At 51.5% G+C, this 15,833-nt stretch carries 20 protein-coding genes; 7 read left to right on the top strand and 13 right to left on the bottom strand.

The window, feature by feature from the left end:
- Positions 1-41: 41 nt before the first annotated feature.
- From KXU80_RS19400 to KXU80_RS19385, 4 genes are all read left to right on the top strand, one after another.
- On the top strand, positions 42-365 hold the full coding sequence (locus tag KXU80_RS19400; protein ID WP_219834833.1) for a 2Fe-2S iron-sulfur cluster-binding protein: 324 nt from the start codon (positions 42-44) through the stop codon (positions 363-365).
- A gap of 158 nt (positions 366-523) precedes the next feature.
- A complete protein-coding gene (locus KXU80_RS19395; protein WP_219834832.1) occupies positions 524-850 on the top strand; it encodes a hypothetical protein in 327 nt (108 codons plus the stop codon).
- A 48-nt stretch (positions 851-898) separates the two neighbouring features.
- Entirely contained in the window at positions 899-1,180 is a 282-nt protein-coding gene (locus tag KXU80_RS19390; RefSeq protein WP_258171474.1) for a transporter, read from the top strand.
- A 336-nt stretch (positions 1,181-1,516) separates the two neighbouring features.
- Positions 1,517-4,168, top strand: coding sequence for an NPCBM/NEW2 domain-containing protein (locus KXU80_RS19385; RefSeq protein WP_219834830.1), 2,652 nt, complete (start codon positions 1,517-1,519; stop codon positions 4,166-4,168).
- A gap of 79 nt (positions 4,169-4,247) precedes the next feature.
- On the opposite strand, the gene KXU80_RS19380 is transcribed toward KXU80_RS19385, so the two are convergent.
- From KXU80_RS19380 to KXU80_RS19360, 5 genes are all read right to left on the bottom strand, one after another.
- Positions 4,248-4,691: an SRPBCC family protein gene (locus KXU80_RS19380; protein WP_219834829.1), complete on the bottom strand. Its 444-nt coding sequence runs from the start codon at positions 4,689-4,691 to the stop codon at positions 4,248-4,250.
- Positions 4,692-4,712: 21 nt separating this feature from the next.
- Positions 4,713-5,195 (bottom strand): MerR family transcriptional regulator, encoded by a 483-nt coding sequence (locus tag KXU80_RS19375; protein ID WP_219834828.1) that lies wholly within the window; start codon positions 5,193-5,195, stop codon positions 4,713-4,715.
- A 161-nt stretch (positions 5,196-5,356) separates the two neighbouring features.
- Positions 5,357-5,638: a YbjQ family protein gene (locus KXU80_RS19370; RefSeq protein ID WP_219834827.1), complete on the bottom strand. Its 282-nt coding sequence runs from the start codon at positions 5,636-5,638 to the stop codon at positions 5,357-5,359.
- 95 nt (positions 5,639-5,733) lie between these two features.
- Positions 5,734-6,501 (bottom strand): YheC/YheD family protein, encoded by a 768-nt coding sequence (locus tag KXU80_RS19365; protein ID WP_219834826.1) that lies wholly within the window; start codon positions 6,499-6,501, stop codon positions 5,734-5,736.
- 306 nt (positions 6,502-6,807) lie between these two features.
- The gene (locus KXU80_RS19360) at positions 6,808-7,737 is read right to left on the bottom strand and encodes a DMT family transporter (RefSeq protein WP_219834825.1); all 930 of its coding nucleotides are present in this window, start codon (positions 7,735-7,737) and stop codon (positions 6,808-6,810) included.
- A 169-nt stretch (positions 7,738-7,906) separates the two neighbouring features.
- Here KXU80_RS19360 and KXU80_RS19355 point away from each other — a divergent pair, with 169 nt between their 5' ends.
- Together KXU80_RS19355 and KXU80_RS19350 are read left to right on the top strand one after the other, a co-directional pair.
- Positions 7,907-8,293 (top strand): DUF6864 domain-containing function, encoded by a 387-nt coding sequence (locus KXU80_RS19355; protein ID WP_219834824.1) that lies wholly within the window; start codon positions 7,907-7,909, stop codon positions 8,291-8,293.
- A 1-nt stretch (position 8,294) separates the two neighbouring features.
- Positions 8,295-8,615 carry a hypothetical protein gene (locus KXU80_RS19350; protein ID WP_219834823.1) on the top strand — a complete coding sequence of 107 codons (321 nt, stop codon included), beginning with the start codon at positions 8,295-8,297 and terminating at the stop codon, positions 8,613-8,615.
- Between the two features lie 29 nt (positions 8,616-8,644).
- Here the strand turns inward: KXU80_RS19350 and KXU80_RS19345 are convergent, their stop codons facing one another.
- Complete coding sequence (locus KXU80_RS19345) at positions 8,645-9,229, bottom strand: hypothetical protein (RefSeq protein WP_219834822.1); 585 nt, start codon at positions 9,227-9,229, stop codon at positions 8,645-8,647.
- 61 nt (positions 9,230-9,290) lie between these two features.
- Positions 9,291-9,443 carry a hypothetical protein gene (locus KXU80_RS19340; RefSeq protein ID WP_219834821.1) on the bottom strand — a complete coding sequence of 51 codons (153 nt, stop codon included), beginning with the start codon at positions 9,441-9,443 and terminating at the stop codon, positions 9,291-9,293.
- Positions 9,444-9,626: 183 nt separating this feature from the next.
- Between KXU80_RS19340 and KXU80_RS19335 the strand changes: the two genes are divergently transcribed.
- Positions 9,627-10,514: a collagen-like protein gene (locus tag KXU80_RS19335; RefSeq protein ID WP_219834820.1), complete on the top strand. Its 888-nt coding sequence runs from the start codon at positions 9,627-9,629 to the stop codon at positions 10,512-10,514.
- A 6-nt stretch (positions 10,515-10,520) separates the two neighbouring features.
- Here KXU80_RS19335 and KXU80_RS19330 read toward each other — a convergent pair whose 3' ends face one another.
- The 6 genes from KXU80_RS19330 to KXU80_RS19305 all read right to left on the bottom strand — a co-directional run bounded on the left by KXU80_RS19330 (position 10,521) and on the right by KXU80_RS19305 (position 15,521).
- A complete protein-coding gene (locus KXU80_RS19330) occupies positions 10,521-11,156 on the bottom strand; it encodes a 2OG-Fe(II) oxygenase (RefSeq protein ID WP_258171065.1) in 636 nt (211 codons plus the stop codon).
- A gap of 321 nt (positions 11,157-11,477) precedes the next feature.
- Positions 11,478-11,714 (bottom strand): hypothetical protein, encoded by a 237-nt coding sequence (locus KXU80_RS19325; RefSeq protein WP_219834818.1) that lies wholly within the window; start codon positions 11,712-11,714, stop codon positions 11,478-11,480.
- Entirely contained in the window at positions 11,711-11,893 is a 183-nt protein-coding gene (locus tag KXU80_RS19320; RefSeq protein ID WP_219834817.1) for a hypothetical protein, read from the bottom strand. Before KXU80_RS19320 ends, KXU80_RS19325 begins: the two co-directional genes overlap by 4 nt.
- Before the next feature lie 140 nt (positions 11,894-12,033).
- Entirely contained in the window at positions 12,034-12,738 is a 705-nt protein-coding gene (locus tag KXU80_RS19315) for a DKNYY domain-containing protein (protein ID WP_219834816.1), read from the bottom strand.
- A 63-nt stretch (positions 12,739-12,801) separates the two neighbouring features.
- Positions 12,802-13,521, bottom strand: a complete 720-nt coding sequence (locus tag KXU80_RS19310) for a hypothetical protein (RefSeq protein WP_219834815.1) — start codon at positions 13,519-13,521, stop codon at positions 12,802-12,804.
- Positions 13,522-13,781: 260 nt separating this feature from the next.
- Positions 13,782-15,521: an ABC-F family ATP-binding cassette domain-containing protein gene (locus tag KXU80_RS19305; protein WP_219834814.1), complete on the bottom strand. Its 1,740-nt coding sequence runs from the start codon at positions 15,519-15,521 to the stop codon at positions 13,782-13,784.
- Positions 15,522-15,833 lie beyond the last annotated feature (312 nt).

The raw sequence follows: 15,833 nt of genomic DNA, 5'->3' as shown, positions 1-15,833 counted from the left end.
TAATAATTAGCAAGATCATCCCATTGAAGGAGGAACGTCCCATGCTGACGGTTCACGTAGAAGGAAGAGACGCCATTCAGGCGGCCGAAGGCGCGAAGCTCGTGCTTGCGCTTGAGGATAGCGGGATCGATGTCCTGCACCGCTGCGGAGGCAATGCCAAATGCACCACATGCGCGGTTGAGGTACTCGCAGGAGATGCCGGCGCGATGGAAGAATTGGAAGCGGCAGCCCTCCGCAACAAAGGAATCGAGGATTCCTCCGTGCGGCTGTCCTGCCAAATTCGGCTGCACGGCGATGTATCGGTGCGGCTGATCAAGACAGCGGCCTCCACAGGCTTAGAGCCGGGAACACGCCCGCAGCCGTAAAGCCGCTCATTATGTTCGTCCATTGAAGCCCGCCCGGGGCTGCTTGTCTCGGGCGGGCTTCTTCGCGCGCGCGCGCGATCATTCATGCCGCGGCCCAGTAACGCCGGACTAGGCTCCTGCATAGGATGAACCATGTTCACAACGGAGGTCTATTAACCATGAGCTTGCAAAATCCAGTACAGCAACAGCAAGGATTAACGCCGATCTACCAGTGCGATTCCAACGCGCGGCAATCGCTGCGTTCGCTTCAAGACCATCTTCATCGGATTTGCTGCGGCCACGCCTATCGGCTGGTGAAGGTAGAGACGATGGACGGCGACGTCTTCGAAGGGCATATCGTCTACTGCGACAGAGGCATTCTCTACATCAAGTTGTCTAACGAAGGCAGCAGCCGCGCGTTCTTCCCCGGAGTTCCCGGACCGAATTACAACAACGTTATTCTGCCCCTGGTCTTGTTTAATCTTCTGGCCATCTCGCTGCTCTAAGCAAGCAGCGGATGATTAACCATCAAAGGAGTGATCAGCTTGGCCTTTATGCCTCCCCTCGGACCGCAGGGCTCGCAGCAGCCGCCTTCGTCGCCGCCGCCGCAGACGGTTCCCCAAAAACCCCTCACTTCCACGTTTGCCGTCGACCCCGGTGCGATCGCCGGCTGCAGGTACCGCTATACGTACATTTGGCCGCGAAGCGGACCGGGCTTCTGGTTCTACCCCGTATTCGTTGGACGGACGTCGATATCGGGATTTCGCTGGAACGGGTTCTCCTGGATGTTCTCCGGCTTCGACCTGCAGCGCATTGATGCCTTTACGTGCATCTAATCAGGTAAGCATCATAGGATCCGGCAAGCCCCTGCCATCGGCTGGGCTGCCGGATTTCCCGGTTTGGGCGGCGCCTCGAAAGGCTGCGGCGCGAAGACAGGCGGGCGCAGCCGGCAGTCGCTGCAGCCGTGCCGCCGGCGGGGTCGACCTATGTCATATCCTGTAATCGCTTACATAAATCATAGCGATTGGTTAATTTGACAGTCGCCGAATCAGCGATTCGGCCATCGGACAGTAACGTTTTCCCGGCATTTCCTCCACAGTAGATAAAGCAGGAGGCTTGCGGCTTCATCGGTGCAGGCCTTCCAATTTGGACGCAGGGGAGTGTTTCTAATCATGAAGGTCAAGCTCTTCACACGGAGCGCGGTCGGCTCGTTCTTATCGCTGGCGCTCGTTCTGACCGCAAGCCCGTGGACAGGCGCCAAGGCTTCCGCGGCCGGCACGACGTTATCCGTCACTGCCTATGGGGCGAACGGCTCCGACAACGCTAGCGATCAAGCCGGCATTCAAGCCGCCATCGACGCGGCATCGGCGGGGGACACCGTCCTGCTGCCGAAAGGAACCTATTACCTCGGCGGCACCGTCAAGGGCAAAACAGGCGTAACGATCAAGGGGGAGAATCGCGACAGCACGATCGTGAAATACACGGACAGCTCGGACACGTATATGTTTTACTTCTATAACATCTCGAACGCAGCGATTAAAAACATGACGCTGGACGGCAGCAACAGCCTCGTCGCCATGTCGGCCGTCGTCTCCGAGGGCGGCAGCGGCAATACGATGAGCGGCCTCCGCGTCAAGGATTTCGCCGCCGTCCAAGGCTTCGGTCCGCATGCGCTGTACGGCATCGGAACGAACAACCTGACCGTGTCGGACAACAATATCTCGAACATCGGCGTCGGTTCCATCTGGGGCGCAGGCATGCGGATCGGCTACGACTCGCATAACGCGCTCATTGAGCGCAACGTCATCGCGAACACAGGCCGCGGCGGTATTTTCCTCAACGACGGCAGCTCTGGCGCGATCGTGCGCGGCAACAAGGTTACAGGCTCGGGCAAGAAGGAGAACGGCCTGTCCATCGAGCTGCATACGAATACGGACAATGCCATCATTGAAGACAACGACGTCGATCACTGGATCAGCGCCGTTCGGTCCAAGACAATCGCCGTGCGGCGCAATGTCGTCCATACGACGGACGGCACTGTCGGCGCGATCGGTCTCGAGATCATGGCGGAGAACGCCGTGACATCGGATAATGTGGTCGACGGCGGGCAGCAGGTCGGCATCCAGCAATCGCCGGGTCCGGGCCACCAGCTGTGGAGCTACAACGCCATCCAGAATCTCGTCATGTGGGGGATGCAGCTGCAGGGCGCTGGTGCCGCAGAAACCGAGCAGTACCAATATTTCTTCAAGAACAGCTTCATCAACACGCAGCTGGGCAATCCGAAAGCCGCTTATCCCGGCTATGAAGGCAACGGCGTGCGCATTCACGGCAATGCAGCGAACCTGACGTTCGACAGCAACCTAATTGCTGGGAACGGGCGCAAAGCGATTGAAATTACCGGCGCGCCCGGTGTCGACAAGCTGAGCTTTACGAACAATATCATCTACGGCAACAAAGACGCGGCAATAGATCCGTACCCGGCAGCTGCGCTGGACTTGGAATGGAAGGGCAACCTGGTGTACAAGAACGGCAGCAACGCGGTGCCTGCATCCCGAGGCTTTGCCAATCCGAAGCCCAAGGCGAATTTCAACATCCCCGCCCTCGTTCGCGTAGGCGAGCCGGTTACGTTCAACAGCACATCGACGGACAACGGCGTCATCGCAACGTACCTATGGGACTTCGGCGCAGGACTGCCGAGCGCATCCGCCAAACCGACCTTCGTCTATGACAAAGCGGGCATCTACCGCGTGACGCTTGTCGTGTGGGACAACGAAGGACGCGCGGATTTGAAGGAATCCGTCGTTATCGTCAGACCGGGCATGCCCGATACGAAGAACCCGACGGTTCCGGCGGCGGTAACATCGCCTTCGCAAACCGACGAAACGATTAGCTTAACGTGGAGCCCTGCTTCCGATAACGTCGGCGTCGTGGGCTACGATGTTTACAGGGACGGCACCTTGGCAGGAGCTGCTGCGCCAGGCGAAACCTCCATAACGTTAACGGGTTTAACCGCGCTCACGACTTACGGCATTACGATCCGCGCAAGAGATGCGGCGGGCAACGTATCCGATCCGAGCGCGGTGCTCCTCGTAACGACGGAAGCGCCTGATGCCACGCCTCCGTCGGCGCCCACGCTGACGGTCGCATCCGTGACCGGCACCAGCGCGAACTTGACGTGGACGGTCGCTGCAGACAATAAAGCGGTGACGGGGTACAACATCTACAGAGGCAGCAGCCAGATCGGCACGACCACGGGCGCCTCGGCCACGTCGTTCACGGCTGCCGGCCTCATTCCGGGAACGTCCAGCACGTTCACGGTCAAAGCCAAGGATGCCGCAGGCAACGTATCCGCGGCGAGTAATGCCGCTGCTGCCACGCTCGCTCCGCCGGCGGCGCCGACGATCTATCTGAGCGATTACGCGTGGGACTATGCGGTTGCCGGCTGGGCCAACGTCAATAAAGACAAATCCTCCGACGGCAAGCCGATCACGCTGAACGAGGTCGTGTTTCCGAAGGGGCTTGGCACGCATGCGGCCTCGACCATTATTTACACGCTGGGCGGGCAGTACAGCCGCTTCCAAGCAACGGTCGGCGTCGATGACGAAACGTTCGGCAATGGCGACGTCGAATTCCAAGTGTGGCTGGACGGCGTCCAAGCGGCCGCGAGCGGCGTCATGGTCGCGACGACGCCAAACTTCACGTTCGATGTTGACATCAGCGGCGCAAACGAGCTTAAGCTCGTCGTCACGAACGGCGTTGCGGGCGGCGACTGGGACCACGCGGACTGGGGCGACGCCAAAATCATTTATCCAAGCGGCACGTAAGCTTTGCGGATATGCGCATCAATAATAGAGCCGGGCGGATGATCGACCTCCGCCCGGCTCTTCGCACGTTCAGCTTGGGCTAGCTCGCCCGCTCCAGCTCGGCGCCCAGCTTGTCCAAGAAATCGTTCGCGCCTTCTCTATGAATGTCGGCCGAATCCATGCCGTCGAGGAATACGCACTGCTCGGTATAGACGAGCTGCGTACCTGTGCCCTCGGGCTTGAATTCGATCGTTATAAGCCCAACCGAGATCCGCCTCTCCCCCATGTCAATCGTCATGGTGTAGATGATTCGGTTGCTCGGCACAATCTCATGAAAGGTTGCAGTGGACTTAAAGACAGTGCCGTCCGGCGCGGCCATTTGAATGATTTCGAGACCTCCGATGCGGAAATCGAATACATCTGCCTTCGGGAACCAGTTGGCCTTCAGAGCAGGGTCTGCCCATGCGGCAAATACCCGCTCAGGAGCGGCTTTATACGTGCGTGCAATGAAGAACGTATCGTTATTCACGGAATAATCATTCATCGTATATTTCCTCCATTCAAATTAGGGATCTCTCTGCTTGTCCAGAAAATCGCCTAGACGGTCGAGATGGGCTTGCCAGCTCGCCTGCTTCTCGGCAAAAAATTTCTCATGGCTCATGCGCATCGTGCCGAGCAGCTTCGTGAAATCATCGACTGTCAACGGCTGATTGTTCGCCATGAGGCGCGCTACATGCTCCAGCTGCCTGAGCAGCTTCTGCTGCACGATAACTTGCTGTTGAATCCGGGTGATCTGAAGCGACACGATGTCGGATAAGCTGTACTGACCGCCGGTCAACACCGACTTCATCTCGTCCAGCGACAAGCCAAGCTCTTTCAACGACAGAATCTGCTGCAGCCGCGTTAGATCCGCTTCGGTATAGAGCCGATGGCCAGATTCGGAATGGCCGGATGGCGAGAATAAGCCGATCCCATCGTAGTAACGCAGTGTTCGAACCGTTAAGCCCGCGATTCGCGCAAGCTCGCCAACCTTCCATCTCTGTGTCATGATCATCCCCTTCTGCCGCGCCAGCCATTTACCGGTATCCCTAGTATAAAAGATGACGTAACGTCATGTTCAAGTGTAAGTTTATCTGGTTCCGTTCATACGGGGGCAGCCCAAATAGAACCGTGCAGCAGCAGCTCGGTTCTATTTGGGCTATTGTCCCCTTACAGATAGCGGATTGCCGTACCATAAGCATTCACGGCCCCAGCCGTTGCCGCGGGCGTAATGAGCATGCCAATAACCGCATCGCATTCCGGCACCGCCCCGCCCGCGCGCGCGAGCTGCTTCAGCACATGGAGGGACGAGCTGTTGTTCACTTTCCCGGAATAGACAACGCACAGTACCTCGTAAGGGCGAGGCAGCGAATGAACGGTATATACCGGCACTTCCCTTGCGGGCTCGGCTGCCGGCGGAGAAGGCGACTGCGGTTTTTTGCTGCCGAACATGGACGAATCACCCCGAATGTCGTTTTGCCACTATCATAGCAGAGATGAACGAGCATCGGTAGATCAGAACATTCGGAAGCCGCCGCCTATCCGCCCTATCGCGTTCTCCCGTACAATTTGCCGTACCGCACGACGGTTCGATAGAAGCTCTTATCGGCAAGCGATTTCAGCGCTTGAAAGCTCGGCCGGGTATTGACCTCCAGAATCCATAATCGTCCGCTGCGGTCGATCGCCACGTCGAGACCAAGCTCCTTGAACCGCATGCTGCGGCGGTCGAAGCAGCGGGCTGTCTGCCTGCCGAGCGTCTCAAGCCGCTGTCTATAGCGGTCGATTTGCGCCGGACTGCAGCCCGAACGGCGCAGCGTCGTCTCCAGAAGCGTCAGCTTACCGCCTTGGTGATAGTTCGTGACGACCTTGTTAGGCTTACCGAGCTTAACGAATAGAACGGTAGGAATCCATTTGCCGCTGCCCGCTCTCTGCATCGTCACACGGACATCGAACGGCCGGCCGCGGGCGGTTTTCAATTGGATCCCCTTCTGCAGCAGATAGCTCCTCCCGCGGGCGATGCGTGTCAATCGGGTGAATAACGAACGGGCGGAGGTCACCTCGAATGATCGCACGTCTTTCTTTACTTGAAAAGTCTGAGCGGACTTCCGCACGATGCGCGCGATCCCGTTGCCGCCCGTGCCGTCCGTCGGCTTGAAGTACACCGTCTTGTAGCGGCCGGTCATCGTCTTAAGCGCCGAACGGGTAAAATGCTTCGTTTCGGGTACGAATCGTTTCAAATCGCGGTCTGACAGCAGCCACTTCGTCTTCGTCCATTTGCTCTTGACCGACATGCTGCCTCTGCCTGTTCTACGCATGCTGTTCATCTCCTTCGCGCCTCTCGGGATAGATTACTTATTCCCGGCGGGAAACGTCACGGCACCTATCAGGGCCTCGGGCAAGGGGTTGAATTAATTTAGGGGCAACTTGTATCGCATGCATCGCTTGCAGGCTTCTTCTGCTCCCTGCGCACTGCAGGCGCAGCCGTGTTTACCGCGGGCAGCTCGCCGAGGAAGGCGCCAGCTGAAGCCTGGTTCCGTCAACAAACAAAGGACCGAAAACGCCCGATGGGGTGTTCCGGTCCTTTGTTTGTTCCATGCAGCCTGACGGCTTAACGGATCGGATTAATTACGCGCTCCGTCGATCGTGCTCCCCGCTCCCGCTCGCTTCCTAATCTGCGGCAGCTGCGGTACGATCATGCCCACAAGCATGAGCAAGCAGCCAAAGATACCCCGGGTCGTCAGCAGCTCGCCTAGAATAAAATAGCCGCCAATGACCGCAAAGACCGTTTCCATGCTCATAATAATGGCCGCCTGCGTTGGCTGCGCGTTCTTCTGCCCAACGATCTGCAGTGTGTAGGCAATTCCGACCGAGCAGACTCCGCCATACAATAGAGGGACAATCGCCTGCGTCAAGCCCGATACGTCGATCTTCTCCGTCGCCGCGGCTACGATGAAGCTGAGCACGGAGCTGGTCACGATCTGAAAAAACGACAGCTTGAGCACATCCGTTCGACGCGACAGCTTATCGATAATGAGAATGTGCGCCGACCAGAAAAAGGCGCCGATGAGTTCATACAAATCACCCTCGCCCAGCGTCAGATTACTCTTCACGCAAAGCATGTACAAGCCGATTACCGCTGCAATCGCGCCTGCCACGCTGTTCACGTTCAGCCGCTGCTTCAGGAACAAGCCGAGGAAAGGCACAATGACGATATAGAGCCCCGTAATGAAGGCAGCCTTACCCGCCGTCGTATGGACAAGTCCGATTTGCTGCAAGGACGCCCCGCAGAAGAGGATCAGCCCAACCCAGAACCCCGACACAGCCGCCTTCTTCGCCGATACTCCGATTTCCTTCGCCGATTGTCCTGATCGCTTGTCCAGTAAAAGAATCAGCGGAATCAAGGAGACCGCGCCAAGCGCGAATCGAACCGCGTTGAAGGTAAACGGCCCTGTATGCAACATCCCCTCGCGCTGCGCCACGAAAGCAAAGCCCCAGATGCAGGCGGTAAGCAGCAGCAGCAAGCTGGATTTCATTTGGTGTTGTTTGTTCATTTGATGTTTTCTCTCCCAGGCTGATTTTATGCATAATCCATTAACCATACCAAAAAAACCAGCATCTTCATACTGGGAGTTCCGGCTAATGGCTGCTTCCGCTCCCGATTCGCGTCTGTAGACATGAACCCCGCCCCGCACTCGTACACTAGATCTAGGAGCTCGTTCGATGACAGATCGCCTTGGAGGGATGAAGATGAAAATTACGTCCGGCGGGTTCGAAGTCGTGTATCACGGCAGAATTTTTGCCTACGGGATGAACCCCATCGAAATCGTATTATCGGAAGAAAACGATCCGTTAACCTTCGTATTCTGCATCGAGCACGAGTCGGAACGGAATGAATTCACAACGGATATCCGGCTTGTCCGTTACAACGAGGTACGGATTGCATGCGTCAATTTCCCGCGCGGCAGGCCGACCGGCAACCAAGACATGATTCATCTCGGCGTCCTGAACAACCGCAAGCTCTCGCTGCGTTATGAGGTGACCATTAATTTCGATGCGACGTCTTGGGCGCTGACGTTCACCTTCTTCTCGGGCGAGGGGGTCACCTAGCATGAATAAGCTCGAGATTCAGGACCCCAAGGTAGCGAGCAAGATCATCGCGGCGAATGCCGAGAGCGACAAGCGCAAGGCGGAGCTCGGCTTCCTCGGCAAGTTTTTCGGATCGGGCGAGAACGTCAGCCTGTATATCGTTGGCACGATCGCACTCGGCGTGCTGCTCATCGCCCTTGTCTACACGCTGACGCCCGATCAATACCGCTCGGCCGACTTCGGCCTGAAGGAAATGTGGACGCTCTTCGTACTCCCCGTCGAATCGACCATTATCGGCTACCTGATCGGGTCGAAATCCAAGGATACGGGGAATAGAAGCTAGCGCCGAAGCTGCGAGGTGCGGCGGATTAATCATGTGCGCGCCTTCTTCAGCGTGCTGGAGAATTGAATGGTTGTTCCGTTAATCTGCTTGCGAAGGACGTCTTGGAAGACAAAGGCAGTGACGTTGTTGTAATTGCCGTAGTAGTCGGACAGATCGTCGTTCGGGAATTGAATGACACCAACCTTGAACACGGGATACACATAAGTTAAGGCGAATATTTGCCTCGTGGCCGCGAATGCGAACAGCCGATTCGTTCGGAAGGCTGAACGGTACAGCGCGGCGATTCTCTTCGGCGTGAGTCCGGTTGTGATCGGCATGGCCCTGCGGCCGGTGCTCGTCTTCACCCGCACGAATATCCGTACAGCGCCGGGTGTGGCACTTGGCAGCAGCAATGTCGCCAGCGCTCGTGCTTTGCTGATCCCCTGCACATGCAGGGTAATAAGGTAATTGCCGCCCGGCAATTGGACCAATGGGTCGATACGAACCCGCGGATCATTGCCTACGGTAGATTGAATTTCGTTGAAATACGTTGTTTCCGGCGGCGTTAAGCCGATCCGGGTGAATGGTCTTAGTGCTGCCACTATAGATGACTTCCCGCGAATTTTAACATTCATCCTTTCATGCTCCTTTGAAAATCCCCCGCTTCTATTCCTGGGGCCTCTCGGGATAGCGTACTTATTCCCTGCCAGGAACGGCACGGCTGGTGTCCGGATCATCGCTGTCGAATATCCGAAGTGTTGCAACCAACCAGTCTCGGTCGTACTCAAGGACGACGGCACCGTATGGAAAACGCAGCCGCATAACAAAGCGCTCAACCAGTTTTTTCATCGCTATCCCCCCTTTTCCAGATTCTAACCATCCCTTATATCTGAATCCATTATATGGATGATTATCCTAATAATGAACTTTACGCACGGGCTTACGGAACCGGCCCTCGAGTAGTAATTGACGTGATAATTGGCATATAATATGATACAAAATGTATCCTAATATAGCTAAGGTGGTGTCATTATGTATATTAGCAAGAAGGTTTTCGTTATTATCGCAGCTCTCATCATGATCAGTTTATCAGGCATTGGCGTCTATGCCGCAGCAAATCAAAGCAGTTCGACGAAGACGACTTTACAGGCATGCGTAAAGAAGAACGGCACGATGAGACTGCTGCTGCCCGCAGCTTCGGGAACAAACAAGGGTCAAAAACCGACCGCTCCTTCTTGCGACAAGACGGAGCAGCTTATTTCCTGGAATGTAGTTGGCCCTAAGGGCGATAAAGGCGACACCGGGGCAGTTGGACCTGCGGGTCAACCAGGGGAGAGAGGAGCAGTCGGAGCCGTCGGTCCTGCTGGTGCAGCCGGACCTAAGGGCGATAAAGGCAGCACCGGGAATACCGGGTCAGCCGGCCCCGTTGGCGCAGCTGGACCCAAGGGTGACAAAGGCGACACTGGAGGCATTGGACCTGCCGGCCCCGTTGGTGCAACCGGACCCAAGGGTGACAAAGGCGACACTGGGGACATTGGACCTGCCGGCCCCGTTGGTGCAACCGGACTCAAGGGCGACAAAGGCGACACTGGAGCCATTGGACCTGTTGGACCTGTCGGGCCCGTTGGTCCCGTCGGAGCGACCGGACTTAAGGGTGACAAAGGCGACGGAAACCGCACGCTGACGGCTCTTGTTCTTCCAGACGGCTCGGTCTTCGCCGGGACTGGGTTTACGACAACGAAGAGCGGCGGTACCATTGTCATTACGTTCGATACAAACGGCACTCTCTTCATGCCACTCGTTTCCTTCGGCGGCCAAGAGACTGGATGGAACTACAATGCTGAGGGAGACTTGGTCGTCTATGTTGTACCCACCCCGGGAGCCAATGGCTTCGGCGTGGCGGCAATCGAAGTGAAATAAAACCCCTTACAAGTAACGGTGACGTTGTCTTCTCATCCACTGCGTCGCTACCCATTTTTCACCGGCCACGACCGGATTTCCGCCATGCAAGGTTAGTTCATTGATGCTGGGATCATTATAAAAATATTCGAAGTAAACGGCACTGCCTTTTTTGGGCGTTACGCTAAACCGAAGGGAAGGGAAATACGTTTCGCCGCCTTCTTCTACGTCATTTAAATAGATAACCAGTGTACTAATGCGATTGTTGGCAGCATTACCGGAGATGAAATAGTCAAAATGAGGCTGATACTGCTCACCCGGCATATAGTGCAAGAGCTGCAGCGGCTCCGCATGTGAAACAGGTATATTCATCAGTTCGGAAACTCTTGTTTCAATGGCCTGAATCCACTCATTCTCGCTTTCCTCAAAAAACATGCTGCTGCTCGTTCTGCTATCGCTTTCGACGTGAGACCTGCCGATCTTAGATCGCTGCAATCGGGTTCGGGCTAACCCAATAAGCGCATCGCACTCCGCGTGGCTCAACACGTTCTCCAGGATTAAAATAAGCGGCTCCTCTATTTTGCCGATAATCTGTATCTCTCTATCCGTTGTGCTGATCCTGCTGCCTGTCCAATTCATGATTGACTGCTCTTTAATCGTCATCGACGCATCCTCATCCTCCATTTTGAATACTGAGGACGTATTCGAATCTGCATAAAGTCAGCTGTGTATTACATTCTTCGCGGGGAAGCAAAGTCCTTCCATCGCGATAACGACCCTGTTTCCCATAATATTTATGGGGTGGAGCCTGCCAATATAAAAATCCCCCTCGACAAATCGCGCCAATTCAAATGAATTCGCCGATCTTGCCAAGGGGGATTTCGCATCTCGATCCAGCTCTTTGACCGGTTTACCGTTTGGACCGAGGACAGTTTCGGTTAAAATCACCGTGACATTATGAGCATCGGCCGATACCCGTATTCCTTAATCCGGTTTGCCAGAAGTAATGCTCTTGGTAAACGTAACGAGCACAAGCCCAATCACCACGACAACCATCCATGCGATAAAGGAAGGCCACCCTTCAGGCAGCAGTCCGAGGCACCGATAAATTAATGGTTTACCTAACATGGCTCGAATTAACGGTTGTACGACCGTAGCAAGACCAACGAGACTCAGAATAATTCCGATTACGTGCAGAGCGTCATTTTGAATCTTCTTCATGTTTCCTCTCTCCTTGTCGCAAGCATAAATGAGTCGATCGTCTCTTGGATGACGACTTCATAATTATCGAGTTGGTTCATAGCCATTCTGCCGCTTACTGTGTCGATCACACTCCTGACGAACATGGCCATCAGCTCGGGAGCGAAGGAATGCGCGGATAAGACAAAAGTACACTTCATTGACGGCACAACCTTTAATGTCCGTATCGACCGGTCACTTATCCGCGAATTCCTTGTCAATCGCATTGAGGTCGATCATTACGTGTGTTCGCTCCCTTGGCTTCTATTCCGAATTATCATATCACATGGGTTTCGATCGTTTAGCCCCCATCTAATCTATATCCGCTATAAGTAAGTTGATCCGTTTTTGCTTTTCCATCTTCAGAGTAAAATACCGGGTCAGTAATAAACCCATATTTCTTACGATTATACGCGTGTCTATTACGTTCATACTCTGAAGACGAATCTGCCGGATCAGATGCAGTACCCAGGAAGCCGTAAACCGAAGACATGATTGCAAAACCAGTGCTCTCAGTGACTTTAAATTTAGAAACATCATCTACATAAAGCGGTAGGTTTCCACAATAGGCGTCGTTCTTATCCTTTGAATATGGAAACGCCATTATTTCAAAACTGATAGGGTCTGCATGTAATAATTTATATAGTGACCAATCATCTCTCGCATAAATATATACATTATTTTTATCTTTCGCATAACGATATCTACCTTTGCCGCTAATAATCTGGAACGTTTCCGGGTCTGAACCTTCTACCTTATTGCTTTTAAAATATACACTCTTGTTATCTCTTGCAAAATCCTTGTACTTCAAGACTTTGAGTTCATCCTTCCTTACATGGATTGGATTTACTCTTCTGCCGACTCCTGTATCATAGGACACATAATTCCATATTCCATTTTCATAAACGTATCCCGGTTTGTATGTTTTATATAAGTGAACCGCTAAAACTAAACATATGGTAAGGCTGAAGATAACACTTCCGGTGATTACTGCCTTCCTTCTCATTACTAACTCTCCATTCCACTGCTAATTAACTTAAGAACCGCATCTTAACAGCCATTTCAACCACTATGGCTTACCTTGGTTAGCGAATAGCTCCCTTATCCATACACAAGGATGATTTTCATAATCGTCTGAATCACAATACGGCGAAGCAGTTGGTTTTTTTGGAATTGTAAAATCAATAGAAAACTGGCCATTTAGAGATTCTTTATTACTCCCATAATTAATAGAAACTCTCACATCATACTTAGCCGGAGGTAAAGCGTCGATTACTTTTATTATATCTTCTACCGACAACTGTGCCTCGTCTTTCTTTGTTATCTTAATCCAAATATATTCTCCATTACTATTCCAGTAACGTAGAGTTTCGGACTTGCTTTCTATATAATCATAATTCAGTGAAGTACTTTTATCCGCAAAGGTTGCTTTTAATTCCTCCATATAACTTTCCACGTAAGGCTTCGCGCGGTATTTTTGAAAAGCATCTACCACATGAGAACCTGCTTCAAAGGCAGGGAGAGTAAAAATGGCCACAACGATGATGACTCCTATTGTTGGGCCTATATAGGTAGTGGACTTGTAAATGAGCCTGCCAAGAAATAAGAAGCCTATCGTTCCTACAATTGCTAAGGCAGCTACCCCGTAAGCGGCTGGCTTATTATCCTCGCTTAGAAGGCCATCATCAAGATTAAAAATAAAGAAAATAAACGCATAAAAGCATCCTACGCCGACTGCGGCCGCAAATATCTGATAGAGTGTCATCCAAACTGCTCGTGGAAATCTCATATTTTTATTCTCCTCATGAATTTTACCTTCATCATAAGGAACTAAATAGTGTCGTCATAGTACTAATTTAGTATAGTACCTGCTTAATTTTCTCTCAATTGTTGATTCATCCTATTTCTAGCTCAAGGAATCCATGCAGCAAAAAGACACTGAGATTCTATCCATCAGTGTCTTTTTCATTGAACCTTTTCCACCAACATCATGTTTCATCGTTGTACTCGGACTAATTCACTTAATCATTTCAATCAGAGAGTTGTCATTTAAAGCAACTTAATCAGCTCTTCCAGCTCATCAACCAAACCTTTTGCACGTTCAAAATCAGTATCTTTTAAAGCCAATTCTATTTTCATTTCAACTGATCTTTTATTTTGTTCTATTTCTAGATAGTCTCTATCAAAATGACTCGCATAAATCATCTGTCTAAATTTTCGCATGCTCATTTTTCGAATTGTTTTATTGTCAATGATTAGAACATAATCCATACCGTTTACAACCGAATAGAAATCATGAGAAATCATGAGAATAGCACCTTTATAGTCTTCAATGGCTTTCTCCAGTGCTAGTTGCGAGTAGGTGTCTAAATGGCTTGTCGGTTCATCAAGCAGCAACACGTTTGCTTTACTGGCAGCAACTTTAGCCAATTGAAGCATGTTTTTTTCTCCACCAGATAGAGATCCTATCTTCTGATTAACGATTTCGCCCTCAAAGCCATAGTTGGAGAGATACGATCGAATCTCATCATACGTCTTAAACCCGGCATCGATGAATTCTTCTAGTATGGTATTAGAATCCTTCAGCACTTCGCCCTGCATCTGAGATAAATAAGCCACTTTAACATCAGCGTTTATTTCAATTGAATTATGATTATTTTTGAAAATTTCTCGGAGTAAGGTCGTTTTCCCGGTACCGTTTGAACCGATAATGGCTACTTTATCCGTAGATTTTATCTCAAAGTTAACATTGTCCAAAAGCAGCTCATCAAAGGCGACGCTATAATTACTGACATTTATAACAGTGCTGTCTTCAATTTCATGGTCAATGCCAAAACTGATATTCGGTTGCTTAATCGCAACAAACGGCGCTTTAATTCTGCGCGCTTCCAATCTCTCTTGAAACCTAACTCGAGCTTTCAAGGCTTTCCCTCGAGAAGCTTCAGAATTATAAGTCGCAATCACCCTGAGGTTATTGATGATGGTCTCGTTTCTCTCCATCTCTTCATGTTCAGCGACTGCGATTTCTTGCAGCTCGATTTTTGTCTGAAGCAATGAGAAGTTATACTCGATATAGCGCCCGTCAAACTCTTGGATCTCCGTGTTTTCAAGGTGAATAATTTTGTTGAAACAATGATTCAATAGATAGCGGTTGTGCGTAATAACGAGCAGGATTCCCTTGTGAGCATTAATAAGATTTTTAAGCGCATTTAAGTTTTCAAAGTCCAGAAATACATCGGGTTCGTCCATAATCATGACGTCCGGACGACTCAGCATTTCCTTCATCACTTGAATAAGTTTGAATTCCCCGCCACTCAGATCGGATACCCTATGATCTTTTAGCCTCATGAGGTTTGCTACGTTTAGTTTCTTATTAACGTCGCTTTCAAAATCAGCCCCGCCGATGGCATCAAATGCGTCCAAAGCGAATTGATACTTTTCTAATAACGCATCGATATCCGCTGATGTTTCCATTTCCGTACAAATAGATGTGATTTCATTTTGTATCTTAATGAATGCTTCCCCTAGATATTCAAAAACGGTTGTTTCTTTCGTTTTGTCGAGTTGTGAGAATTGACTTACAAGCCCAATCCTGCAAGTGGGGTCTATGTCTAACTTGCCCTCGAACAGATATCGTTCTGGATCCACCAGTATATCGATCAATGTACTTTTCCCGCTGCCGCTTGTTCCTATAAAAGCGCAATGCTGCGCCTCTTCTAACGTAAATGAAATGTTGTTATATAGTTCTTTTTGCGGAAATGAGAAGGATAGTTTATCAACTTTTATCATCGTATGACCTTTCTTTATAACTAAAATAGTGACCATTATTAGCTGTATGCAACACATAGATGTTGAGTTTACCGTTGTTAGAGTAACACTGTTTACAACCAACTTCAATCGGATTTGTAACCCACCCCTTAGGGGTCAAAGTTCCATGCTATCTCCTCAACTGTCCTCATATAAAGCGCCTGAATGGATTTTATATAGAAAAATGCGGAACTACAGCATTAAACATGCCACGCTCCGCATTGATCTTGATTTACTACTATGCACATTTGCGCCCTTACTCTTCCCCAATAGTGATGGGATTCTCACTGTAAC

Source organism: Paenibacillus sp. R14(2021) (assembly GCF_019431355.1).
GTDB lineage: Bacteria > Bacillota > Bacilli > Paenibacillales > Paenibacillaceae > Paenibacillus_Z.
This window is presented reverse-complemented; position numbering and strand designations above follow the sequence as displayed.